At 65.8% G+C, this 21,691-nt stretch carries 20 protein-coding genes and 2 pseudogenes; 13 read left to right on the top strand and 9 right to left on the bottom strand.

All coding sequences use genetic code 11. The features are described from left to right. The first annotated feature begins 16 nt into the window (after positions 1-16). Genes EWH10_RS16165 through EWH10_RS16155 form a run of 3 tightly spaced genes read left to right on the top strand, consistent with a single transcriptional unit; the run spans position 17 to position 4,117 of the window. On the top strand, positions 17-1,501 hold the full coding sequence (locus EWH10_RS16165) for an NAD-dependent succinate-semialdehyde dehydrogenase (RefSeq protein WP_065846316.1): 1,485 nt from the start codon (positions 17-19) through the stop codon (positions 1,499-1,501). 53 nt (positions 1,502-1,554) lie between these two features. Next, positions 1,555-3,624 carry an outer membrane protein assembly factor BamB family protein gene (locus tag EWH10_RS16160; protein WP_044660931.1) on the top strand — a complete coding sequence of 690 codons (2,070 nt, stop codon included), beginning with the start codon at positions 1,555-1,557 and terminating at the stop codon, positions 3,622-3,624. Positions 3,625-3,640: 16 nt separating this feature from the next. Continuing rightward, positions 3,641-4,117 carry a c-type cytochrome gene (locus EWH10_RS16155; RefSeq protein ID WP_065846315.1) on the top strand — a complete coding sequence of 159 codons (477 nt, stop codon included), beginning with the start codon at positions 3,641-3,643 and terminating at the stop codon, positions 4,115-4,117. A gap of 33 nt (positions 4,118-4,150) precedes the next feature. Here the strand turns inward: EWH10_RS16155 and EWH10_RS16150 are convergent, their stop codons facing one another. Next, complete coding sequence (locus EWH10_RS16150) at positions 4,151-4,933, bottom strand: enoyl-CoA hydratase (protein WP_025548697.1); 783 nt, start codon at positions 4,931-4,933, stop codon at positions 4,151-4,153. After that, entirely contained in the window at positions 4,930-6,117 is a 1,188-nt protein-coding gene (locus tag EWH10_RS16145; RefSeq protein ID WP_065846314.1) for a CaiB/BaiF CoA transferase family protein, read from the bottom strand. Before EWH10_RS16145 ends, EWH10_RS16150 begins: the two co-directional genes overlap by 4 nt. 147 nt (positions 6,118-6,264) lie before the next feature. Between EWH10_RS16145 and EWH10_RS16140 the strand changes: the two genes are divergently transcribed. Together EWH10_RS16140 and EWH10_RS16135 are read left to right on the top strand one after the other, a co-directional pair. Continuing rightward, positions 6,265-8,190: a pyrroloquinoline quinone-dependent dehydrogenase gene (locus EWH10_RS16140; protein ID WP_065846313.1), complete on the top strand. Its 1,926-nt coding sequence runs from the start codon at positions 6,265-6,267 to the stop codon at positions 8,188-8,190. 9 nt (positions 8,191-8,199) lie between these two features. Next, positions 8,200-8,529, top strand: a complete 330-nt coding sequence (locus EWH10_RS16135) for a c-type cytochrome (protein ID WP_065846312.1) — start codon at positions 8,200-8,202, stop codon at positions 8,527-8,529. A gap of 45 nt (positions 8,530-8,574) precedes the next feature. Here EWH10_RS16135 and EWH10_RS16130 read toward each other — a convergent pair whose 3' ends face one another. Together EWH10_RS16130 and EWH10_RS16125 are read right to left on the bottom strand one after the other, a co-directional pair. Then, on the bottom strand, positions 8,575-9,591 hold the full coding sequence (locus tag EWH10_RS16130) for an SMP-30/gluconolactonase/LRE family protein (RefSeq protein WP_025548693.1): 1,017 nt from the start codon (positions 9,589-9,591) through the stop codon (positions 8,575-8,577). A gap of 57 nt (positions 9,592-9,648) precedes the next feature. Further along, a complete protein-coding gene (locus EWH10_RS16125) occupies positions 9,649-10,563 on the bottom strand; it encodes a cupin domain-containing protein (RefSeq protein ID WP_229742675.1) in 915 nt (304 codons plus the stop codon). Positions 10,564-10,677: 114 nt separating this feature from the next. Between EWH10_RS16125 and EWH10_RS16120 the strand changes: the two genes are divergently transcribed. After that, positions 10,678-11,997, top strand: coding sequence for an MFS transporter (locus tag EWH10_RS16120; RefSeq protein WP_065846311.1), 1,320 nt, complete (start codon positions 10,678-10,680; stop codon positions 11,995-11,997). Here EWH10_RS16120 and EWH10_RS16115 read toward each other — a convergent pair. Then, positions 11,975-12,436: a hypothetical protein gene (locus EWH10_RS16115; protein WP_025548688.1), complete on the bottom strand. Its 462-nt coding sequence runs from the start codon at positions 12,434-12,436 to the stop codon at positions 11,975-11,977. The genes EWH10_RS16120 and EWH10_RS16115 overlap by 23 nt on opposite strands. 104 nt (positions 12,437-12,540) lie before the next feature. On the opposite strand from EWH10_RS16115, the gene EWH10_RS16110 reads away from it, so the two are divergent. Further along, positions 12,541-13,497, top strand: a complete 957-nt coding sequence (locus EWH10_RS16110; protein WP_065846310.1) for a cupin domain-containing protein — start codon at positions 12,541-12,543, stop codon at positions 13,495-13,497. Between the two features lie 116 nt (positions 13,498-13,613). Then, a complete protein-coding gene (locus EWH10_RS16105; RefSeq protein WP_065846309.1) occupies positions 13,614-16,580 on the top strand; it encodes a TonB-dependent receptor domain-containing protein in 2,967 nt (988 codons plus the stop codon). Between the two features lie 77 nt (positions 16,581-16,657). Here EWH10_RS16105 and EWH10_RS16100 read toward each other — a convergent pair whose 3' ends face one another. Continuing rightward, positions 16,658-17,068 (bottom strand): VOC family protein, encoded by a 411-nt coding sequence (locus tag EWH10_RS16100; protein WP_048576748.1) that lies wholly within the window; start codon positions 17,066-17,068, stop codon positions 16,658-16,660. A gap of 5 nt (positions 17,069-17,073) precedes the next feature. Then, the gene (locus EWH10_RS16095; protein WP_025550667.1) at positions 17,074-17,673 is read right to left on the bottom strand and encodes a pyridoxamine 5'-phosphate oxidase family protein; all 600 of its coding nucleotides are present in this window, start codon (positions 17,671-17,673) and stop codon (positions 17,074-17,076) included. 76 nt (positions 17,674-17,749) lie between these two features. Between EWH10_RS16095 and EWH10_RS16090 the strand changes: the two genes are divergently transcribed. Next, positions 17,750-18,643 carry a LysR family transcriptional regulator gene (locus EWH10_RS16090; protein WP_065846308.1) on the top strand — a complete coding sequence of 298 codons (894 nt, stop codon included), beginning with the start codon at positions 17,750-17,752 and terminating at the stop codon, positions 18,641-18,643. 119 nt (positions 18,644-18,762) lie between these two features. Here the strand turns inward: EWH10_RS16090 and EWH10_RS16085 are convergent, their stop codons facing one another. After that, positions 18,763-19,812 carry an NADP(H)-dependent aldo-keto reductase gene (locus EWH10_RS16085; RefSeq protein ID WP_065846307.1) on the bottom strand — a complete coding sequence of 350 codons (1,050 nt, stop codon included), beginning with the start codon at positions 19,810-19,812 and terminating at the stop codon, positions 18,763-18,765. Between the two features lie 393 nt (positions 19,813-20,205). On the opposite strand from EWH10_RS16085, the gene EWH10_RS16080 reads away from it, so the two are divergent. Further along, entirely contained in the window at positions 20,206-20,298 is a 93-nt protein-coding gene (locus EWH10_RS16080) for a class II aldolase/adducin family protein (RefSeq protein WP_371873093.1), read from the top strand. A gap of 13 nt (positions 20,299-20,311) precedes the next feature. On the opposite strand, the pseudogene EWH10_RS16075 reads toward EWH10_RS16080, so the two are convergent. Beyond that, a pseudogene (locus EWH10_RS16075) lies at positions 20,312-20,631 on the bottom strand (IS110 family transposase); the annotation flags it as partial. 134 nt (positions 20,632-20,765) lie between these two features. Here EWH10_RS16075 and EWH10_RS16070 point away from each other — a divergent pair. The 3 genes and pseudogenes from EWH10_RS16070 to EWH10_RS16065 all read left to right on the top strand — a co-directional run. Then, positions 20,766-21,149, top strand: a pseudogene (locus EWH10_RS16070) (transposase); the annotation flags it as partial. After that, positions 21,070-21,273, top strand: coding sequence for a bis-aminopropyl spermidine synthase family protein (locus EWH10_RS21800; protein WP_053085689.1), 204 nt, complete (start codon positions 21,070-21,072; stop codon positions 21,271-21,273). The pseudogene EWH10_RS16070 and the gene EWH10_RS21800, both read left to right, overlap by 80 nt. Before the next feature lie 65 nt (positions 21,274-21,338). Beyond that, on the top strand, positions 21,339-21,530 hold the full coding sequence (locus tag EWH10_RS16065; protein WP_065846305.1) for a hypothetical protein: 192 nt from the start codon (positions 21,339-21,341) through the stop codon (positions 21,528-21,530). The last annotated feature ends 161 nt before the right edge of the window (positions 21,531-21,691 follow it).

Below are 21,691 nucleotides of genomic sequence, written 5' to 3'. Positions count from 1 at the left end.
TCGAACAAGGTTTCCCATGACGACGCAAAGCTATAGCTGCACGACGACCGACGGCCATGCCGGTCCCTTCGCCATCCCGACCGACCTGCTGATCGGGGAAGCATGGGTGCCCGCCGCCAGCGGCAAGCGCATCGACATCCTCAATCCCGCGACGGAGGCGGTGTTGACCTCCGTCGCGGACGCAAGCCCGGCCGAGGGCATCGCCGCTGTCGACGCCGCCGCCGCCGCAGCGGCGGCCTGGGCCGCGACCCCGCCGCGCAAGCGCGCCGACATATTGCTCGCCTGCTTCCATGCGATGATGGCGGAGCAGGAATGGCTGGCGCAGCTCATATCGCTGGAAAATGGCAAGGCGCTGCCCGACGCGCGGGGGGAGGTGGCCTATGCCGCCGAATTCTTCCGCTGGTATGCGGAGGAAGCGGTGCGCATCAACGGGGAGCTGGCCGTCTCGCCCTCCGGCGCGAACCGCATCATGGTGCAATATCAGCCCATCGGCATCGCCCTGCTGATCACGCCCTGGAACTTCCCGGCGGCGATGGCGACGCGCAAGATCGCCCCGGCGCTGGCGGCGGGATGCACCTGCATCCTGAAACCGGCCGAGGAAACGCCGCTGACGGCGCTCGCCGTGGCGGAGATCATGCGCCGGGCGGGCGTGCCCGCGGGCGTGGTCAATGTCGTCAACAGCAGCGATCCGGGCCCGCTGTGCAGCGGCATCCTGCACGACCCGCGCGTGCGCAAGCTGTCCTTCACCGGATCGACCGAGGTCGGCCGCATCCTGCTGCGCCAGGCGGCGGACCAGGTCATCAGCTCCTCCATGGAACTGGGCGGCAACGCGCCCTTCCTGGTGCTGGACGATGCCGACATCGAAGAGGCGATCGAGGGTGCGATGGTCGCCAAGATGCGCAATGCGGGGGAAGCGTGCACGGCGGCCAACCGCTTCTATGTCCAGCGCGGCATCCATGACGCCTTCGTCGCGAAGCTGGCAGAGCGCATGGGCGCGATGAAGATGGGCCCCGGCCTGGAGAGCGCGACCCAGTGCGGCGCGATGATCAACCGGCAGGCGATCGACAAGATCGAGCATCTGGTGGCGGATGCCGTGGCGCGCGGCGCGGAGGTCAGGCTGGGCGGCCGGACGCCGGAGGGTGCGGGCTTCTTCTACCCGCCCTCGGTGATCGCGAACGTCCAGCCGGGGTCGGAGATATTGACGACGGAAGTGTTCGGCCCGGTCGCGGCGGTGATCCCGTTCGACGATCCGGCGGAGGCGGTGGCGCTGGCCAATGCGACCGAATATGGCCTGGCCGCCTATGTCTATACCGCCGACCTCAAGCGGGGGCTGCAACTGGCCGAGCGGATCGAGGCCGGCATGGTGGCGGTCAATCGCGGCCTGGTGTCGGACGCCGCGGCGCCCTTCGGCGGCGTCAAGCAGAGCGGCCTCGGGCGGGAGGGCGGACATCACGGCCTGCTCGAATATTGCGAGGCGAAATATATCGCGGTGAGCTGGTAAGCCGCAGCCGGTCGACGGCACGGAAAAGAGAGAGGGAAGGGGCCGAAAGCGCGATGTTCAAGATGACCCGACGCAGGCTGTTGGGCGGGACGGTCGCCGTCGCCGCAAGCATCGGCACGGCCCCGATGCGGCGCGCCATGGCGCAGGATCTGCCCGGCGGGCCGGACACCGAATGGCGCCATTATGCCGCCGACCAGGCCAATACGCGCTATTCGCCGCTCGACCAGATCAACGCCGATAATTTCAGCGATCTTCAGGTGGCCTGGAGCTTCAAGACGGACATATTGGGGGCGCGCAAGGAATATCAGTTCGAACCGACGCCGCTGCTGGTCAAGGGGCGGCTGTTCCTGACCGCCGGGTCGCGCCGCGACTGCGTCTGCATCGACGCGGCGACGGGCGAACTGCTCTGGATGTTCCGCAAGGACGAGGGGCAGCGCGCGCTCAATTCCCCGCGCCAGCTTTCGGGCCATGGTTGCTCCTATTGGACCGACGGCAAGCAGGAGCGCATCCTGTTCGTAACCATCGGCTATCAGCTCGTCTCGCTGGATGCGGCGACCGGCATCCCCGATCCGGCCTTTGGCGTGAACGGCGTGGTCGACCTCAAGAAGGATTTCGATCAGGAGATCGATCCGGAAACCGCCGATGTCGGGCTGCACGCGACGCCGCTCGTCGCCCGCGACACGGTGGTGGTGGGCGCGGCGCATACGGCGGGCGACGTGCCGGCGGTGCGCAAGAATGTGAAGGGCTATGTGCGCGGCTTCGACGTGCGCACCGGCAAGCGCAAGTGGATATTCCACACCATCCCGAAAAAGGGCGAATATGGCTATGACAGCTGGCTGAACGGCGACGCCGACGAAGCCGGCAATGGCGGCGTCTGGGCGGAAATGTCCGCCGACGAGGAACTGGGGCTGGTCTATGTGCCGGTGGAGCTGCCCACCGGCGACGAGATGGGCATGTTCCGGCGCGGCAACGCCCTGTTCGGGGAGTCGCTGGTCGCGCTGGACCTGGAGACGGGCGTGCGGCGCTGGCATTATCAGCTCGTCCATCACGGCCTGTGGGACCGGGACATCCCCTGCGCGCCGATCCTGTGCGACATTCCGGTGAACGGCAGGACGGTGAAGGCGCTGGCGCAGCCGACCAAGCAATGCTTCCTCTATGTGCTGGACCGCACCAACGGCCAGCCGATCTGGCCCATTGTCGAGCGGCCGGTGGAGGCGGGCGACGTGCCGGGCGAATGGTATGCCAAGACCCAGCCATTCCCGACCAAGCCCCCCGCCTATGACGTGCAGGGCGTCGGCATCGACGACCTCATCGACTTCACGCCGGAACTGCGCGCGCAGGCGGTGGAACTGGTGAAGCAGTACAAGATCGGGCCGCTCTACACGCCGCCCGTGGTCAGCAAGCCCGGCCGCTGGGGCACCATATCCGCGCCCGGCATCCAGGGCGGGACCAACTGGCCGGGCGGCTGCTACGATCCGGAAAGCCATACCGTCTTCGTCTATTCGAAGACCCAGCCCTCCGTGATCGGCATCATCCCGAACGAAGACCCCAGCGTCTCCGAATTTCCGCATGTGCACGGCATTGCCGGGTCCGAAGTGCGACCGCAGGTGGCGATGGGCGCGGCGGCGCCGACGCCCTTCATGCGGCCCCCGGCGGCGAAGCCCGGTTCGGGGCCGCCGCCCGGTTTCCTGACCGTGCAGGGCCTGCCGCTGCTCAAGCCCCCCTATGGCCGCATCACCGCCATCGACCTTGGCAAGGGCGACCTCAAATGGCAGGTCGCCCATGGCGAGACGCCGGACAATGTCCGCAACCACCCGGCGCTCAAGGGCCTGAAGATTCCCCGCACCGGCCGGGCAGGCAATCTGGGGCCTCTGTGCACCAAGAGCCTGGTGATCTGCGGCGAGGCGGGCTTCTACACCAATGAATATGGCATCAGGGGCGCGATGCTGCGCGCCTATGACAAGGCCACGGGCGAGGAGAAGGGCGCGGTCTACATGCCCGCGCCGCAGAGCGGATCGCCCATGACCTATATGCTGAACAACCGCCAATATATCGTCGTCGCCATTGGCGGCGGCAATTACAGCGCCGAACTGGTGGCGTTCCGACTTCCAGGAATGGCTTGATGGCAGGAGTGGCTCGATGGGCAAGGTGACGCGGGGATATTGGCTGGCGGGCGCGCTGCTGCTTGCGGGCGGCGCGGTCGTGACGCGCGCGCAGGCGCCCGAGCGCCATGTCTGGACCGGGGTCTATACGAAGGATCAGGCCGAGCGCGGCAAGGCCGCCTATGCGGAGAATTGCGCGGCCTGCCATGGCGAAACGCTGGCCGGGATCGACGTCGCGCCCGCTCTGGTCGGGCCGACCTTCCTCAACAACTGGAACAACACGTCCGCCGGCGATCTGTTCGCGCGCATCCAGGCGACCATGCCGCTCAACGCGCCGGGCAGCCTGGGCGGGCGGAAGGTCGCGGACATCGAAGCCTATATGTTCGAAGCCAACGGCTTTCCCGCCGGCGACCTGGCACTGCCGCCCAATGCGGCGCTGATGCCCAATGTCAGGATCGTGGCGCAAAGGCCCGAACCGGCCAAGCCCGCGCCGGAATGCAAATGCGGTAAATGAGGGCCGGGCGGCGTCCCGCCGCCCGCCTCCCCATCAGGCGCCGGTCCAGTCCGGCACTTTCTTCGTGCGCGCCAGGAAATCGGACACGCCCCGCCGGAAATCGGCGCTGCCATAGACTTCCGCAATCAGATCCTCGACATCGGGCAAAGCCCCGAAGGCCATGCGCCGGATCGTCTCCTTCGTCGCGCGGGTGGTGAGCGGCGCATTTTCGGCGGCCCGCCGCGCCAGCGCGTCGGCCTCCGCATCCAGCGTCTCCCGCTCCACGATCCGCAGCAGGAAACCGCTGGCGAGCAGCTCCTCCGCCGTCAGCATCTCGCCCAGCAGCACCATGCGCTTCGCCCGTTGCACGCCGACCGCCGCGCCGATCCGAGCGACGCTGGCGGCGGAGAGGCAGTTGCCTATGGTGCGGCCAATGGGAGAGCCGAAGCGCGCATCGCGGGTCGCGATCCGGAAATCGCAGGCGGAGGAGATGTTGATGCCGCCGCCCACGGCCCAACCCTCCACGACCGCGATGGTGGTGCAGGGGATGGCGTCGACCGCGCCCATGCATTCGTCGATGTCGCGCTCATAATCGACGCCCTGCCGGCCGGTCGTATAATCCGCGAATTTGGAAATGTCGGTGCCGGATATGAACGCCTTCCCCCCGACGCCGCGGAACACCGCGACGCGGATGGAGGGGTCGGCCGCTATGTCCCGCGCCGCGTCGCGCAGGTCGTGCCACATCGCGCCGGTCAGCGCATTATGGGCGGCGGGATTGTCGAAGCGGATATGGGCCTGATTGCCCCGCTTCTCGTAAATGAGGCGCGCCTCGCTCATTTCGCGGCTTCCCGCTGCGGGGCGAGCAGGCCCTTTTCCACCAGTTCCTGCCGGATCAGGTCGCTATGTTCGTTGAGCAGCGGCGGGGGCAGGCGGACCTCCTGCGGCGTGCCCCGCATCTTCACCGGGAAGCCCAGCGCCTTGAATTCGCCTTCCACCGGATGGGGCACCTGCATCACCATCTCCCGCGCGACGGCCTGTTCGCTGGTCACCGCCTCGCCATAGTCGAGGATCGGCGCGGCGGGAACGCCCGCCGCCAGCAGGGCGTCGATCCATTCCTGCCGCGTGCGGGTGAGGAAGGTGGGCGCTAGATCATCGATCAGCGCGAGCCGGTTGACGACGCGGGCGGCGTTGCTGGAATAGCGCGGATCGTGCTGAAGCTCCGGACGCCCGAGGACGTCGAGGAAGGTCAGCCACAATCCCTGATTGGCCGCGCCGATGACGAACCAGCCGTCCGACGCCTGCATCGCCTGATAGGGGGCGGACATGCGGTTCGCCGAACCGATGGGCGTGGGCGACTTGCCCGTGCCCCAAAGCTCCGTCGTCTCCCAGATCGAAAGGCCCAGCGCCGCTTCCAGCAGGGAGGCGTCGATATATTGGCCCTGCCCGCTCTTTTCCCGGCCGATAATGGCGGAGAGGATGGCATAGGCCGAGAAAAGACCGGCCCCCAGATCGGCCACGGCGATGCTGTTCTTCGCCGGTTCCATGCCGGGAAAGCCGTTGGAGCTCAAAATCCCCGACATCGCCTGCGCGATCAGGTCGAAGCCGGGGCGCTGCGCCCATGGGCCGGTCTGGCCGAAGCCGGAAATGCTGGCGTAGACGAGGCGCGGATTGATCTTCGCCAGCGTGTCATAGTCGATGCCCAGCCGCGCCGCGACGCCGGGGCGGGCATTTTCCACCAGCACGTCGGCGCTCTTCACCAGCGCATAGAGCACTTCGCGATCGGCATCGTCCTTCAGGTTGAGGGCGATGCTGCGCTTGTTGCGGTTGAGCGCGAGGAAACCGGGGCTGTCATCCCCCTTCAGGCGGAAGCCCATCGAATGCCGGGTCGAATCGCCCGTAACCGGCGGTTCGATCTTGATGACGTCGGCGCCCATGTCGCCCAGCAGCATGCAGCAGAACGGGCCTGCCATGACCTGCGAAATGTCGAGTACCCTGATGCCCGCCAATGGCAGCGTCGCCATATTCCTTCTCCCTTATGCGCCATATGGGGGCGCCGATTTTCGGTCACAGATCATATTGTATATGATTTGACCCTCTGCTAGCATTCCCCTGACAAAAGAACAACCGGGCTTGTCGACCAAAGGTCAAACCCCGCCTTCAGGAGAGGCATGTCGTTGAAAATCACATCTTCGTTCCGCCGGTCCATCGCGCTGGCTTCCCTGATTTCCGTTGCCGCCGGCGCTTTGCACGGCGCAGCCACGGCGGCGCCGTCGGCAGATGCCGACTGGGCCGCCTATGGCCGCGATCCCGGCGGCGCGCGCCATTCGCCGCTCAGGCAGATCACGACCGCCAATGTGGGCACGCTGCGGCAGGCCTGGGTATATCATATGCGCCCGCCCGGCGTGACGGCCGATGTGGGACCGATGCCGGACGGCATGCGCGCCAAGTTCGCCACCGGATTCTCAGCGTCGGAGGCGACGCCGCTGGTGGTCGACGGCGTCATGTATCTCGCCACGCCCTATAATCGCGTCGTCGCGCTGGATGCCGCCACGGGGAAGGAACGCTGGGCCTATACGCTCGCGAACAAGGACCAGCCCTCGACTCGCGGCGTCGCCTATTGGCCCGGAGCCAGGGGGAAGGGCGCGCGCATCTTCTTCGGCACCCGGTCCGGCAAGCTGATCGCGCTCGATGCCGCGACCGGCCAGCCTGCCGCCGCTTTCGGGGAGGCGGGAATCGTCAACATGAAGACGCCCGAGGTGATGAACGGCCTGCGCGCCGCGCCGCTGGGCATGAGCAGCCCGCCCGCCATCTACAAGGACCTGGTCATCACCGGATCGCGGGTGCAGGAGATGCCGGTCAAGGGCGCGGCGGGCGATGTGCGGGCCTGGGACGCGCGCACGGGCAAGCTGGTCTGGACCTTCCACACCATCCCGCAGGCGGGGGAGAAGGGCGCGGACAGTTGGGAGGGCGACAGCGCGAAGGCGCGATCGGGCACCAATGTCTGGACCTTCGTGCAGGTCGATGAAAAGCGCGGCATCGCCTATCTGCCGGTCGGCGCGCCGACCTTCGACCGCTGGGGCGCTGACCGAAAGGGCGCCAATCTCTATTCCAACTCGGTGGTCGCGGTGGACGCGGCGACCGGCAAATATCTCTGGCATTTCCAGACCGTGCATCACGACATCTGGGACCTCGACCTGCCGACGCTGACGCTGGTCGACATCAAGCGCGGCGGGCGGGTCACGCCCGCGCTGGTGGCGATGAACAAGACGGCGATCATGTTCATCCTCGACCGCGTGACCGGCAAGCCGCTGTTCGACGTGCGCGAAGTGCCGGTTCCGACCGAGACCGACGTGCCGGGCGAGCAGCCCTGGCCGACCCAGCCCATGCCGGTCGCGCCGCCGCCGCTCACCCGCCTGTCCTATAATGCCGAGGACATATTGGATGTCACGCCGGAGCTGAAGGCCCGGTGCGAGGCGCTGGTCAAGAAGCTGAACATCACCCCCAGCAAGCCGTTCCAGCCGCTGCGCGCCGACAGCGCGATCAATTTCTTTCCCGGCAGCCTGGGAGGCGTGGACTGGGGCGGGGGCGCGTTCGACCCCGATCTGGGCCTCTACGTCATCAACCTCAACGAACTCGCCAGCCCACAGCAGTTGGAGCAGCAGCCCGACGGAAGCTGGGGCATGAAGGGCGGCTACGCCTATTTCGCGGACATGGAAACCGGCTTCCCCTGTCACAAGCCGCCATGGGGCGAGCTGGTGGCCGTAGATGTCGCCAAGGGCACGGTGGCGTGGCGCCGGCCCTTGGGCGACACCGGCCATCCCGCGCTCAAGGATGCGGGGATCACCAGCGCGGGCGGGCCATTCACGACATCGGGCGGGCTGACCTTCATCGGCGCGACCAAGGACCAGCGCTTCCGCGCGTTCGAAACGAAGACGGGCAAGCTGCTCTGGACGGCGGAACTGCCCGGTTCCAGCTACGGAACGCCGATGACCTATGCCGTGGGGAAACGGCAGATGGTCGCCGTCGTGGCGACAGGGGGCTTCGCCTTTTCACCGGCCACCAGCGACGAGGTGGTGGCCTATGCGCTTCCTTGAGGACATGACATGCGTAAAGTCGGACTGATGATCATGGCCCTGACCCTGCCCCTGATCGGGGCGGGGGCATTGGCCCAGCAGGCGCCTGCGACCGTAGCCGTGGCGCCGCCGCCGCCCGGCCCTGGCCTGGACCTGATCAACGAACGCTGCGGTTTCTGCCACACGACCGGGCAGGTTTTCCAGAAGCGGCGGAGCGAGGCGGAATGGGCGGCGACCGTGCAGGGCATGGCGGATCGCGGGGCCGAGGTCTCGCCGGAGGAGGTCAAGACGATCACGGCCTATCTGGCGAAAAATTACGCCCCCGCGCCCGGTGCCGGGCCGGGCGCGGGCGGCCGTTAAACGCGGTTCGGCCAAAGCGGGCGGCGCGTCGCCGCCCGCTGCCCTTCATTGACCCCCGGCGTAGAGCGGCAGCATTCCCTTCACCTTGCTGCGCAGGCGATAGATGCTGGTGCTGCCGGTGATATAGACCATGTGCCCATCCTCCGCGAAGGCCAGATTGGCCGCGGTTTCCGGCAGCCTGATCTGCCCCAGCACCTTGCCCTGCGGCGTGACGATGCGGATGCCGCCCGGGCCCGTCATCCAGATATTGCCGGCCGTGTCGACCTTCAGCCCGTCCGGACCGCCGCGACCGCCGGGGAAGCGGATCAGCTCGCGCGGCGCGGACAGGCTGCCGTCCGGGCGCACATCATAGGCGCGGATATACATTTCGGGGCCGTAATTGCCGACATAGAGGGTCTTGAAATCGGGGGAGAAACCGATGCCGTTGGGCAGCGTCATGTCGGTGATGACCGGCGTCAGCCTGCCGTCGGCATAGCGGAACACGGCGTTGAAGGGCAGTTCCTTGGCCGGGTCCTTGTCCATGCCGTTGAACAGGCCGAAGGGCGGATCGGTGAACCAGAGCGCGCCGCTCTTGTCGTAGACGAGGTCGTTGGGGCTGTTCAGCCGCTTGCCCTGATATTCCGACAGGAAGGGTTGCAGGCTGCCGTCCTTGCCGACCCTGACGATGCGGCGAGCGCCCATCTGCGTCATCAGCACCGTGCCGTCGGGGGCGGGGGCCATGCCGTTGGAGCCGATGCTGGCGCCCGCCGGGGGATTGGGCAGGCCGCCTGAATTGGCCACCAGTTCCTCCACCTTTCCATCCGGGCTGACGGCCCGCATCCTGTCCCCGGTGACGTCGGAGAACCAGAGCCGGCCCTCATGCCATAGCGGCCCCTCCGTAAAGCCGAAGCCGGTCGCCACCCGCTCGATCGGCGTGCCCGGCGCTATGATCGCGTCGAGCGCCGGGTCCAGCCGCTCGAAGGATGGCGCGGCGGCCGGTGCGGCGGGTTCCTGCGCCAGCAATGGCGCGGTCAGGGGGCAGAGCGCAGCGGCAAGCAGGGCGGCGCGAAGGCGGGATGACATGGCTTTGGTTCCTTCTTGGATGATCGAAAGGAGGGACGCGGGAGGATCGGCGCGATGTTACCGCCGCGGTTGGATGCGCGCTTCGGCTTCGGCGCGGTAGCGGGCCTTCGCCGCCAGATCGCGCGCCACGCCGATCACCATCAGTTCGAGCGGCTGCGCCCCCGTCTGGCGGATCGCCCGCGCCTCGCCAAGGTCGACGGGCACGGCGTCGCCCGCGCTGATCGGTGCGGTTTCCCCGTCCAGCGTTACTTCGCCCGTGCCGGAGATCACATAATAGACCTCGCTCATATCCGCCTGCACCCGGCGGCCGAGCGCCGCATTTGCGGGCAGCAGGACATGATCGACATAGGACCAGGGCGTCGAAAAGACCGCCGGTCCCAGCGCGCGGCGAAAGAGGACGCCGCCGGTCGCATCGGGCAAGGCAGCCGCCGCCGGCTTCAGGAGGGCGCGGTCCAGCCGCATGCTGATGAACTGCGGCACGGGATCGAGCGTCGCATCGGTGCGCGGGTCGCCCAGATCGAAATTGTCATAGCTCTTGGTCATGCCGACATTGATGTTCAGCCATTGCAGCGGCCTGTCGGTCGGATTGTAGATGCCATGGGCATGCCCCTTGCGGTCGGGCACGCCGGCAGGCCCGGCCAGGCGCGAGGTGCGGCCGTCGATGGTGAACTCCGCCTCGCCGTCGAGGATGATGAACATCTCCTCGCAATCATTGTGGAAATGCTGGCCGATGCCGCTTTTCGGCGCGATCGTCCCGCGATGGACGAAGATGAGGTTGGTGCTGAGCGCATTGGTGCCGAGCAGCGGCCCGAACTTCATCGATCCCGCACCGCCATGGACGCCGTTCGCACCCCGCATTTTGTCCGGATCGCTGTGGCCGATGCGTTGCGCCAGCGGCGGCGCGCCCTGCGCCATGGCCGTTCCGCCAAAGGCCATCAGCGCTGCGACCAGCGCCATGCGCGGCGTGCCCATGCCCATCTTCCCCTCTCCAATGCTTGCTCTTGCCTGCTTATGCCGACATACATCATCTTATCACGAATCATATAGTATATTGTTTGGCGCAGAAGCCAAGCGGGAGGGATGGTTATGAATGGAGCCGCGCGGTCCAGGGTCAGGCTGGGCCTGATCTTCCTGTTGTTCATCATCAGTGCGATCGCTTTTCTCGACCGCACCAACATCTCCGTCGCGGGGGTGGAGATGCGGAAGGAATATGCCATCGACCAGGTGCAGCTGGGCTGGGTCTTCAGCGCCTTCCTGATCGGCTATGCGCTGTTCCAGGTGCCGGCGGGCTGGCTCGCTGCGCGCTACGGTCCCCGCATCGTGCTGACCGGCGCGCTGCTCTGGTGGGGCGTGTTCACCGCGGCGACGGCGCTCATCCATCCGGAGGGCAGCGCCGCGCTGCTGCTGCTGGCGCTGACCCGCTTCGCGCTCGGCATCGGCGAGTCGGTCGTCTATCCGTGCGGCAACCAGTTCCTGTCGCGCTGGATACCGGCGCAGGAGCGCGGCAAGGCGAACGGGTGGATCTTCGCCGGAGTGGGCGCCGGCTCCGGCATCACGCCGCCGCTGATCACCGCGATCATCCTGTGGGGCGGCTGGCGCGCATCCTTCTATGCCTGCGCGGCAATGGGCCTTGCCGCCGCCGCCGTCTGGTTCTGGCTCGCGCGGGACCGGCCGCAGGAGCATCCGTCGGTGAACGCGGCCGAACTCGCGCATATCGAGGCGGGCCTGCCCCCGGCCAAAACGGCGTCGGCCGGACCCATTCCCTGGGGCGCCATATTTTCCAGCCGCAATGTCTGGGGCCTGTTCGTCAGTTATTTCGCCTTCGGATATGTGATCTGGATCTTCTTCAGCTGGTTCTTCATCTATCTTGCCGAAGCGCGGCATCTGGATGTCAAATCCAGCGCTGTCTTCTCCATGCTGCCCTTCCTGTGCATGACCTTCGGCTGCCTGCTGGGCGGGGTCATCAACGACCGGGTGTCGGCGCGCTACGGCCTTTATTGGGGACGCTCCGGGCTGGGGGTGCTCTCCTTCGTGCTGACCGGCCTGTTCCTCGCCAGCGGATCGATGGTGGACAATGCGTGGCTCGCGGTGCTGATCCTGGCCGGGGGGGCGGGGGCGATCTACCTCTCGCAAAGCTCCTTCTGGTCGGTGACGGCGGACATAGCGGGCCCGCATAGCGGCGTCGTGTCCGGCTTCATGAACATGGGGTGCCAGATCGGCGGGGCGCTGACCTCCACCCTGACGCCGATGATCGCCGCGCAATTCGGCTGGACCGCCGCCTTCATCGCGGGGGCCGCCGTGGTGCTGGCGGGCGTGCTCGCCTGGGTGATCGTGGACCCGAACCGGCTGCTGGAGCAGCCGGCCGGGGAGGGCGCCCGGACGCCTATTGGCGGCGCGACAGCCTGACGGTGAAGGGCTTGCGCCCTTCCATGTCGAAGAAGGTGGTGCCGAACGGCGTGCGGCGGACATGGATCACCGCCCCGACGGGCGGCGGCGGCGCGACGGTCGTCGTGTCGTAGGCGGTGCCGTCCTCCAGCTCCAGCCGGTGATAGCCGTGCCGCAACGGGATCGCCGCCTTCAAGCGGCTGTCGAAATCCGTGCGGCTCTTGAGGGCGTCGCGACGGTCCTGATAGCTGTTGATCGCAGCCGCCGATGCCGCGGCGGGCGGCGCGGGGACGGGAATCGGGCGGCTGTCCTGCGCGGCCCGGCCAGACCGGCGATCATAGCAGGCCAGGCGTTCCGACGGGTCGTCCAGACGCGCGCAGCCATCTTCCTGCGCCAGCGCGACACATTGCGGAAACAACGCAATCCCGCCGATCACGGCCAGTTTCCAGATGTGTTTCACGCCCTTCTCCTCTTTTCATGTCATAATTTGTTTGACTAATGCTCTAACATCATATCCTATATGATCAAATGCAAGACGCAAAAGTCTGCTCAAGGGGAGGATTGATGGCAATCATAAAGGCCGCATTCTATCTGTGTTCGCCCGCCCTGCTCATCCTGGGGGCGTCGGCCCAGACATCTGCGCCGGCACCGTCTGCGCCGCCCGCCCGCCCGCCCATGGAAAATGCCTGGTCGCCCAAGCGGACGCCGCCGCGCGCCTATGACGCGCCCAATCGTCCCTGGTGGAAGCTCGCCGACATCCTTGCCGCGCACAAGGGCCAGAAAAGCTGGACGCACGCCATCGTCCGCAACCGCGATCTGGAGGCGGACTGGCACCAGATGGCGGCCGGGCAGCGCACCGAACCGCTGATGTATGCCGACAATGCGACCGCCCTCATCGTCTGGGGCGGGCAGCTTCGGGTCAGCATCAAGGGGCAGGAACCCTTCGTCGCGGTCAAGGGCGGAGAGGTCAATATTCCCTTCCGCCTGCCTTTCACCCTGGAAAGCGTGGGCGACGAGCCGGCGCTGTGGCTGGAGGTGCACGGCGCGGACGACGTGCCGCTCTATCCCGCCGCGACCAGGCCGGACAAGCCCAGGGACGTGCCGGGCTTCACCTATGTGAAGGCCGCGTTGATGGGCGGCGACGGGCATTATGGCGCCGCCGACCGGCCTTATCTCGATTATTACAAGGATGTGGTGACCGGCGGGCAAAGAGCCGGCGCCTTCATTGCCGGCGATCATCTGTTCGTGAACAATATTCGCGGAAAGGGCATCAAGACTCCGCCGACCAGCGATCTTGGCCATTTCCACTTCGGCTATGATGAATTCTGGTTCATCATGGAAGGCAATGTCGATTACCAGATCGAAGGCGTACCGTTCTTCACCGCGTCGCCCGGCGACGTCGTGACCGCCGCCCAGGGCCGGTGGCATCGCGCCAGCTTCGGCGGGCAGCCGGGGCAGATGGCCACGCGCGTCGCGATCAACCCTTATCCCCGCGGCTTGCACAGCTTCCAGCCGCACTGAACCGCGCCCCTTGGGGGGCCATCGCCAAATACCCCGGAATCCGGAGACTTTCAGCCTCCGGACAGCCATAAACTCGCATAAAAATCCTATAGTATATGATAATGAGGGAGAGAGCCATGTTGGGAGAATATCTGCCTGCACGATTGAACAGTTCGCTGATCGCGATCACGGCGGTGATGGTGGCCGGCCAGCCCGTGCTGGCCCAGGACAATGCGACGATCGCGCCGCCGCCCCAGAACAGCCAGTCGGTAACGGATAGCGACATCGTCGTCACCGGTTCCGCCATTCGGGGCGTGGCGCCCGTCGGGTCCAACCTGATTTCGGTGGGCCAGGATACGATCGAGAAGACCGCGCCCGTCAACGTGTCGCAACTCGTCAACACCGTGCCGTCCATTTCCACGGCCGGTTCGGTCGCGCAGGGCGAGAATGCCTATTCCTATTATTCGCCGCAGATCCACAGCCTTGCGGGATCGTCGTCCAACACCACGCTGGTGATCCTTGACGGCCTGCGCCTGCCCGGCGGCGGCACGCAGTTCGCCCAGACCGACCCCAACATCATCCCGGTCAGCGCGATCCAGCGGGTCGAGGTGCTGGCCGACGGCGCATCGTCCGTTTACGGGTCGGACGCGGTCGCGGGCGTGGTCAACTTCATCACCCGGCGGACCTTCGACGGGTTCGAGGCGAATGCGCAGGCGGGTTTTGCCGACAGCTATCACAATACCAACTTCAACTTCATCTGGGGCAAGAAGTGGGACACGGGCGGCGTCTATGTCGCGGGCTCCTATTCCGACCAGTCGGAACTGAAGAACAGGGACCGCCGCTTTTCCAGCCTGGGCGATTATCGTCCGGTCGGCGGCACCAACACCAACAGCTATCAGTGCAGCCCCGCGACGATCATCGCGCCGGGGGTCAGCGGCGTCTTCCTTTCGCCCGGCGCGACGACGACAGTTCCCAATATTCAGGCGAACGCGCCCTGCAACAATTCGGTCTACGCCAATCTTCTGCCTTCGCAGTTCCGCGCGAATGCGATGATCAAGGTCACGAACGATTTTTCGGACAAGTTCACCGTCACCGCGATGATGAACTATAACCGCCAGGAAACGCATAATGCGTCCGGACCCGGCGGCCTGACCAACGCCACCGTATTCGGTCCCGGATCGGGCCGGGGCGGCCAGATCAACCCCTTCTACCAGGCGCCCGCGGGCGCGCCCGGCGCCACGCAGCAGACGGTCACATGGCTCGCCCTGCTGCCCGACGCGGATTATGGCGAACAGGAATCCCAGTCGGATTCGATCTATTCGACCGCCGTCGCGGAATATCATGTCAATGACGACTGGACGCTGACCTTCAGCGACGCCTTCGGCTGGAACCGCTCGGCGCTCAACACCGTCAACGGCTTCTGTTCCGCCTGCGCCCTGCTGGCGCTGAACGGCACCGCGCAGTTGAGCGGCAGCACCACGGCGACCGACATTCCGGGCCAGAACGTCATCGCGCTCAACCTGCCGCTGACGGCGGCGAACGCGCTGGACGTCTGGCGGCCCTTCGACGGCACCAACCGGACTTCCGAAGCGGTCATCCGCTCGCTCTATCGCAACAATAGCGAAAATACGAACTACAACACCTTCAACCAGATGAAGCTCGACCTCAACGGGTCGCTGTTCAATCTTCCCGCGGGCAAGCTCAAGATCGCGGTCGGCGGCGAATATCTCTGGTATGAACAGACCCAGAAGATCACGGGCTCCAACAATACCGGCCCGACCACGACCGGTTCGAACTTCCGCGTCTATAACTACAAGCGCGACGTGAAGTCGCTTTACGCCGAACTCTATATTCCGGTCGTTTCACCGGATATGGGCATTCCGCTGGTCCACAGTTTCGACCTCAGCATCTCCGGCCGCTACGACAGCTATAGCGACGTGGGATCGACCACCAATCCGAAGTTCGCCGCGAACTGGGAGCCGGTGGAGGGCGTCAAGCTGCGCGGCAACTATTCCCGCGCCTTCGTGGCGCCGCCGACCGCGGTGATCGGCGATCCGACGCAGGGCTATCTCTACGCATCCGGCAGCGTCGGCGTGAACGGCACGCAGATCGCCGTGCCCATCGCCAACTATCCCGATGTGGCGAACATCCCCGGCGTGCAGTGCAATGCGACCACCTGCACCATCGGCACGCCGGCGATCCAGGGCATGCGGCGCCAGCTTGGCGGCGGCTTTTCCAACATGACCCCGCAAAAGGGCCGCAGCTGGTCGGCGGGCATCGACCTGGCGCCGCGCTTCCTGCCCGGCTTCACCGCCGCCTTCACCTATTTCCACAACAAGTTCATCGGCGGCGTCTCCTCTCCCAGCCCCAGCGCCATCGTGAACTCGGCGGGGCTGCGCAACCTGCTGACCATCTGTCCGCAGACCTGTTCGCAGGCGCAGATCGACGAGTTCGCCAATATCGCCAATGGCGCGACGGTGTCGGGCGCGATCCCGCCGCAAGTCTATTTCCTGATCGACCAGAGCAGCCGCAATGCGCTCAACCTGACGGTGGAGGGGATCGACGGGCAGTTCAACTATCGCACGGAGATCGGTGAACTGGGCAGCTTCGTGATCGGCACGGGCTTCACCTACTTCACGAAGTTCCGGCAGAATTTCGGCGGCGGCACGGACTTCAGCATCCTCAACACTTCCGGTTACAACACCACCTTCCCGTCGGTGCGGTTCAAGAACCGCGCACAACTGGGCTGGGCCAAGGATGGACTGTCCGCCGATCTGTTCTGGAACCATACGGGTTCCTACCGCAACTGGATCAGCACGACGGTGGAACCGATCATCGTCAATTCGATCGGCAACCCGATCGGCGGCGGCGACAAGGTCAAGGCCAACGATACGTTCGACCTGCACCTGCAATATGAATTTCAGGGTGAAAGCTTCGCCCGGGGATGGCAGATCTATGTCGACGCCCAGAACATCTTCGACAAGAACCCGCCCTTCTACAACGGCAACACCAACGGCATATTGGGCGGCGCATGGGGCTATAACGGCTTCGTGTCGAACCCGATCGGGCGCATGGTTTCGGTGGGCCTGCGCATCCGCATGTAATCCCTTCGCCGGGTCGCATGGGAAGGGCTCCGGAGCATGCATGCTCCGGAGCCCTTTGCACGTCGGAGGATGGCGGTTCAGGAAAAGGGCGTGGCGAATTCCAGGCGGATGCCCCCGGGAATGAAGACCAGGAAGTGCCGGGTGGCCGATCCGGCGCGGATCGGGCCGGGCGGGGCGTCGACCACCACCTCCGGATGGGCGCGCACCTTCTCCCACGCGGTGTCCAGCGCTGCATCGTCGGCCACCGCGAGCGAGAGATGGTGCAGCCCGATATTGGCCCGCCGGTCGAAGGCCCGGGCGCTCAGCGGATCGGCGGCGCGCCAGAGGGTGAGGAGGATCGCGCCGTCCGACAGGAAGATGGAGGGATAATCGGGAACGCCGCCCACCTCGTCGAAGCCGAGCAGGCCGCAGAAGAAGGCCCGCGCCTGGTCGAGATCGGGCACCGTCAGCCCGACATGATGGACGCCGCGCGTGAGTTTGTCTTTCATGATTTCTATCCTTCCAGTTCGGCAATGCGTGCGCGAAGCCGGTCGAGCTCGTCCACCAGGGGCGCGGTGAGGCGCTCGATCTCCTTCTGCGTGAAGCGCGGGGTGATATGTTGCGGACAGTTCCAGTCGAAGCCCACGACATCGATCAGGAAGGCGCGCTCAGGTTCGGCGCCATAGCCGGGCGTCATCAGCGCCGCGATGGTCGCCGGATCGTCGCTGCCATGGGCATGGCCGATCAGCTTCAGGCGGCGGCGGTTGGGATAGTCCATCAGGAACAGGGACACCCGGTCGTCGGCGGCGAGGTTCGCGGCCGAGAGATATTGGCGGTTGCCCCGATAATCGGCAAAGCCGATCCGGTTGTCCCCGATCCGCCGCAGGAAGCCGGCCGGGCCGCCGCGATGCTGGACGTAAGGCCAGCCATCCTCGCTGACGCTGGCCATGTAGAAGCTGTCGCGGGCGGCGATGAAGTCCGCCTCCCGGTCGGTGAGCATGTCGGCCGCGCCCGCATTCGCCTCCATGCGCGCATAGGAAGCGCGCGAACCGGCGGCTTCCTGCATGGCGCGTGCGCCGTTGCCGAACATGGTGTGGAGATAGACCTGTGCCATGCCGGGCAAGCTAAGCCATTGCGCGCTGCATGATAATGGTCGATGATTGGCTTTCACTGTTTCAGTTCGGGGAATAATGGATCGGTTCGATGCCCTGTCCGCCTTCGTCGCGGTGGCCGACCAGCGCGGCTTCGCCGCCGCAGCGCGCAAGCTGGGCATGTCCCCGCCTGCCGTCACCCGTGCCGTCGCCGCGCTGGAGCGGCATCTGGGCGTGACGCTGTTCCACCGCTCCACCCGCGCGGTGTCGCTGACGGACGAAGGTGCGGCCTTTCTGGACCGGGCGCGGCGGATCATGTCCGACCTGCGGGAGGCCGAGCAGATCGTCATGGGCGGCCGGTCGGCGCCGCGCGGCCGACTTTACGTGACCGCTCCGGTGATGTTCGGGCGACTGCATGTGCTGCCTGCCATCGGCGCGCTGCTGGCGGCTCATGACGGGCTGAGCGCGCGCATGATGCTGATCGACCGCAATGTCCGCATCGTCGAGGAAGGGATCGACGTGGCCGTGCGGATCGGGCCGCTGGCCGACAGCGCGCTGCGGGTGATGAGCATCGGATCGGTGCGGCAGACCATCGTGGCCAGCCCTGCCTATCTGGCTGCGCATGGCGTTCCGGCGACGCCGGCCGATCTGGCCGGCCATCGCTGCATCGTCGGCAGCGGCATCAGGATCGGCGCCGCCTGGCGTTTCGGCGGGAAGGCGGAAAGCACGGTCGAGGTCGCTCCCCGCCTGGCCGTCAATACGATCGACGGCACGATCGCGGCGGCCGAGGCAGGGGTGGGAGTGGCCAATGTCCTGAGCTACCAGGCGGCGGAGGCGGTCGCGGCCGGGCGGCTCGTCCGGCTGCTGGAGGACCACGCGCCGCCGCCCGTGCCGGTGAGCCTGCTCTACGACGCCGGGCGCGCGGCAATGCCTGCTGTGCGGCTGTTCCTGGAGGCGATGCGCGAGCGGGCGCGGCAGGGGTCGTGGGACTGATGGCGGGAAACGCCTGGCCGGAATCGCTCCTGCCGCGCCCCGCTTGGGGTATTTTGCACGAATATGGTGATAGCGCGCCGTCGGCACGCCTTCTAAAGGATCGCCGCCGATCCCCGCGATCAGGGGCAGGGATCGGGCAGTTCGCGATGGATCGCTTCGATGGCGGCCAGCGCATCTGCATCCAGGCGGACGTCGACGCTGGCGAGGTCCATCTTGAGCTGCTCCAGCGATGTGGCGCCGATGATCGTCGACGTGACGAAGGGCCGGCTGTTGACGAAGGCCAGCGCCAGTTGCGCCGGGGGCAGGCCATGGGCCTGCGCGATGGCGACATAGCGCGCGCTGGCGGTCGGTTGTCCGGGCAGGTCGTACCGCACGAACTGGCGGCTCACGTCCCTGCGCGAACCCTCCGGAATGCGGCCGCCCAGATATTTTCCCGTCAGATTGCCGCCGGCCAGAGGGGAATAGGCGAGCAGCGACACCTGTTCGCGCAGCGCATATTCCGACAACCCATGTTCGAAGGTGCGGTTGAGCAGATTATAGGCATTCTGGATCGATGCGACGCGCGGCCATTCTTTCTCACGCGACAGGCGCAGATATTCGGACACGCCCCAGGGGGTTTCGTTGGAGACGCCGAAATGGCGGATCTTTCCTGCCCGCACCAGGTCGGCCAGCGCGCCCAGCGTTTCCTCTATGGGCACGGTGTCGGGCGTATCGTCCAGTCGCGTGAGGCCGCGAGCGCCGAAGGACGGTACCGGCCGGTCGGGCCAGTGCACCTGGTAAAGATCGATATAGTCGGTGCGCAGTCGGCGCAGGCTGTCCTCCACCGCCTGTTCGACATTGCGCCGGTCGAGCCGGTTGTTGCCGCCGCGAAATTCCCGCACGGCGTCGCGGGTGGGACCTGCGATCTTGGTGGCGACTATGACGTCGTCCCGCCGCTTCCGGCCCGCGATCCAGTTGCCGATATAGGTTTCGGTCAGGAACTGCGTCTCGCGGGATACGGGCGTCACCGGATAGGCCTCCGCCGTGTCGATGAAGTTGACGCCGTGGCCCACCGCGTGGTCGAGCTGCTCATGCGCCTCCGCCTCGCTGTTCTGCGAGCCCCATGTCATGGTGCCGAGGCAGATCAGGCTGACCTCGATCCCGGTGCGTCCCAATGTGCGATATTCCATTCCGTATCCCTATATGAAGCTGGCCTCCGTCCATTCTCCTTAGACGCTGGATGCGGCAGGACACTCAAGATAATTTCATAAAGCGTTGAGCAAGCCTGTTTTCACGGTCGCCGGAGCCCGGCGGAACGGGAGAATGGCCGCGCGGCCGCCGATCGTTTCGTGCTGCGCGCGCTCCGGGTCGTGAAAGGACCGATTGCGGCCCTCCGTTCCGCCCGCTAAGGTCGCCATGGTTCTTTGTCATCGAAGGATCATCGAACGCCCTTGTCCAGCCGGGACGTCCGACAGGGATGACCGGCGCCGCGCCGAACCGCGGTTTTCTCCAGATCTGGATATGCCCGCCACCGTGCCTGATTTACCTGATCCAGCGGATGCGCTTGCCAGGCCGGCCGCCGCCTGGATGCCCGTGGCCTGGCGCCCGCGACCGCCGGCAATTATTCCGCCCGGCTGGCCGACGGGACGATCCTCATCACCCGGTCGGGCGCATAAGGGGCGCCTCGATGCCGATTTGGGCCAGATGTGCCAGCCCGTCGGCATCGTTAGCATCGGTCTTGTTCGGCGCCATGTCGGGGGCCGCCTTGGCATGCCGTACATCGATACAGATCGCTGGCAGCCCTTCGGACTTCAAGGCATGGAAAAACCATACGACAGCGGCCCGGTCTCAAACACAACTCGCTTCGCATAGGGCGCCCGCTTGCGAACAAGTTTTGCCAAAGCTGCGGGATTTGACGCGCACTTGCCGCGCCAAATCCGCTTGCCCTCACTACGGATAGAAACGGCGGTCTCTTTCATCGAAACGTCGAGTCCGATATACTCATCCATGGCTGTTCTCCGCTAGATGTTTGGGCCCGGCGTCCAGTCGTGAGCCCGTACTTCCATCTTATCGGAGAGCAGCCACCTCCTGTTCAATTCCTTTGCACAGGCATCTCAACGACTCGCTCCCGCGATTACCCCATGTGTCGGATGATCCCGACATAGAGTGGTTGGCGATCGATGCCACTGTGATCCGCGCTCAGGCTCAAGCCGCCGGGCACGGGTAAAAAGGGGGCGCGCTCAAGCCCAGGCTCTCGGCCGAGCGAGAGGGGGTTCGGCACCAACGTCCATGCGTAGTCGATGCGCTGGGACTGCCGATCCGCTTCTTCCTCGGCCCCGGGCAGCAGAACGACATGGCTCCCGCTTGCGATCTCATCCGGGGCATCCCAGCCGACAAAGTGCTCGCTGATCGCGCCTACGACGCCGACAGCCTGCATGATCTCATCTATGAGCAAGGCGGCGAGCCAGTCATCCCGCCCCGAAATACTCGCGTTTGGCCCCTCGAAGGTCACCGTCTTCGATTTCGACGAGCGCATCGTCAGCGCCGTCAAACGCTTTGCTGAAAAGGAACGGATCGACGGCGTGCTCGACGCCGTCTGGTGCAACGTGCTCGATCCCTTTCCCGAGTCCGGCAGATATGATTGCTTCTAAACCAATCCACCCTGAGGTGAGCACAATGGTGTGGTTTCGAAGCGACCGATTATCGCGGCGAAAGCTTGCTGGTCATCGCAGATGATGATGACTTGCCATGGGCGCAGCAGGTTCTAGCCAACGCCCAACGCTGTGCCGCCGAACGCGGCTTTCGCGTCTCGCAGCTTCAGCCCAGGCGTCATCGCTATCATCTCGATGTCGAGATTCTCTCGTGCAACCTGTTCCTGCGCGTCGTGCCGGGAAATAGCGCCGCCTGAACCCACGGGGCCGATCGCGCCCGACCGGCTCTAGCTGTCTGGTTGCGACACATCATTGGGATATGGTAAAGAGCGCTATCGCGGATCACGCGTGGCGCTTTGCTGCTCTTGCTGATGAGGTTTCGTGATGGTGCAGATACATCCCCAAGCTCGGACCACGC

Source organism: Sphingobium fuliginis, assembly GCF_004152845.1.
Lineage (GTDB): Bacteria > Pseudomonadota > Alphaproteobacteria > Sphingomonadales > Sphingomonadaceae > Sphingobium > Sphingobium fuliginis.
The sequence above is the reverse complement of the archived record's forward strand: the minus strand, read 5'-3'. Positions and strand labels throughout refer to the sequence as shown.

What these genes read in the sequence shown, in the direction of transcription:
- EWH10_RS16120 (WP_065846311.1), top strand. Translation starts at nt 10,678, where the DNA reads ATGAATGGAGCCGCGCGGTCCAGGGTCAGGCTGGGCCTGATCTTCCTG.
- EWH10_RS16130 (WP_025548693.1), bottom strand. Translation starts at nt 9,591, where the DNA reads ATGTCATCCCGCCTTCGCGCCGCCCTGCTTGCCGCTGCGCTCTGCCCC.
- EWH10_RS16110 (WP_065846310.1), top strand. Translation starts at nt 12,541, where the DNA reads ATGGCAATCATAAAGGCCGCATTCTATCTGTGTTCGCCCGCCCTGCTC.
- EWH10_RS16090 (WP_065846308.1), top strand. Translation starts at nt 17,750, where the DNA reads ATGGATCGGTTCGATGCCCTGTCCGCCTTCGTCGCGGTGGCCGACCAG.
- EWH10_RS16085 (WP_065846307.1), bottom strand. Translation starts at nt 19,812, where the DNA reads ATGGAATATCGCACATTGGGACGCACCGGGATCGAGGTCAGCCTGATC.
- EWH10_RS16155 (WP_065846315.1), top strand. Translation starts at nt 3,641, where the DNA reads ATGGGCAAGGTGACGCGGGGATATTGGCTGGCGGGCGCGCTGCTGCTT.
- EWH10_RS16140 (WP_065846313.1), top strand. Translation starts at nt 6,265, where the DNA reads ATGTCGTTGAAAATCACATCTTCGTTCCGCCGGTCCATCGCGCTGGCT.
- EWH10_RS16100 (WP_048576748.1), bottom strand. Translation starts at nt 17,068, where the DNA reads ATGAAAGACAAACTCACGCGCGGCGTCCATCATGTCGGGCTGACGGTG.
- EWH10_RS16145 (WP_065846314.1), bottom strand. Translation starts at nt 6,117, where the DNA reads ATGGCGACGCTGCCATTGGCGGGCATCAGGGTACTCGACATTTCGCAG.
- EWH10_RS16135 (WP_065846312.1), top strand. Translation starts at nt 8,200, where the DNA reads ATGCGTAAAGTCGGACTGATGATCATGGCCCTGACCCTGCCCCTGATC.
- EWH10_RS16165 (WP_065846316.1), top strand. Translation starts at nt 17, where the DNA reads ATGACGACGCAAAGCTATAGCTGCACGACGACCGACGGCCATGCCGGT.
- EWH10_RS16160 (WP_044660931.1), top strand. Translation starts at nt 1,555, where the DNA reads ATGTTCAAGATGACCCGACGCAGGCTGTTGGGCGGGACGGTCGCCGTC.
- EWH10_RS16105 (WP_065846309.1), top strand. Translation starts at nt 13,614, where the DNA reads ATGTTGGGAGAATATCTGCCTGCACGATTGAACAGTTCGCTGATCGCG.
- EWH10_RS16150 (WP_025548697.1), bottom strand. Translation starts at nt 4,933, where the DNA reads ATGAGCGAGGCGCGCCTCATTTACGAGAAGCGGGGCAATCAGGCCCAT.
- EWH10_RS16095 (WP_025550667.1), bottom strand. Translation starts at nt 17,673, where the DNA reads ATGGCACAGGTCTATCTCCACACCATGTTCGGCAACGGCGCACGCGCC.
- EWH10_RS16125 (WP_229742675.1), bottom strand. Translation starts at nt 10,563, where the DNA reads ATGGGCACGCCGCGCATGGCGCTGGTCGCAGCGCTGATGGCCTTTGGC.
- EWH10_RS21800 (WP_053085689.1), top strand. Translation starts at nt 21,070, where the DNA reads ATGAGCAAGGCGGCGAGCCAGTCATCCCGCCCCGAAATACTCGCGTTT.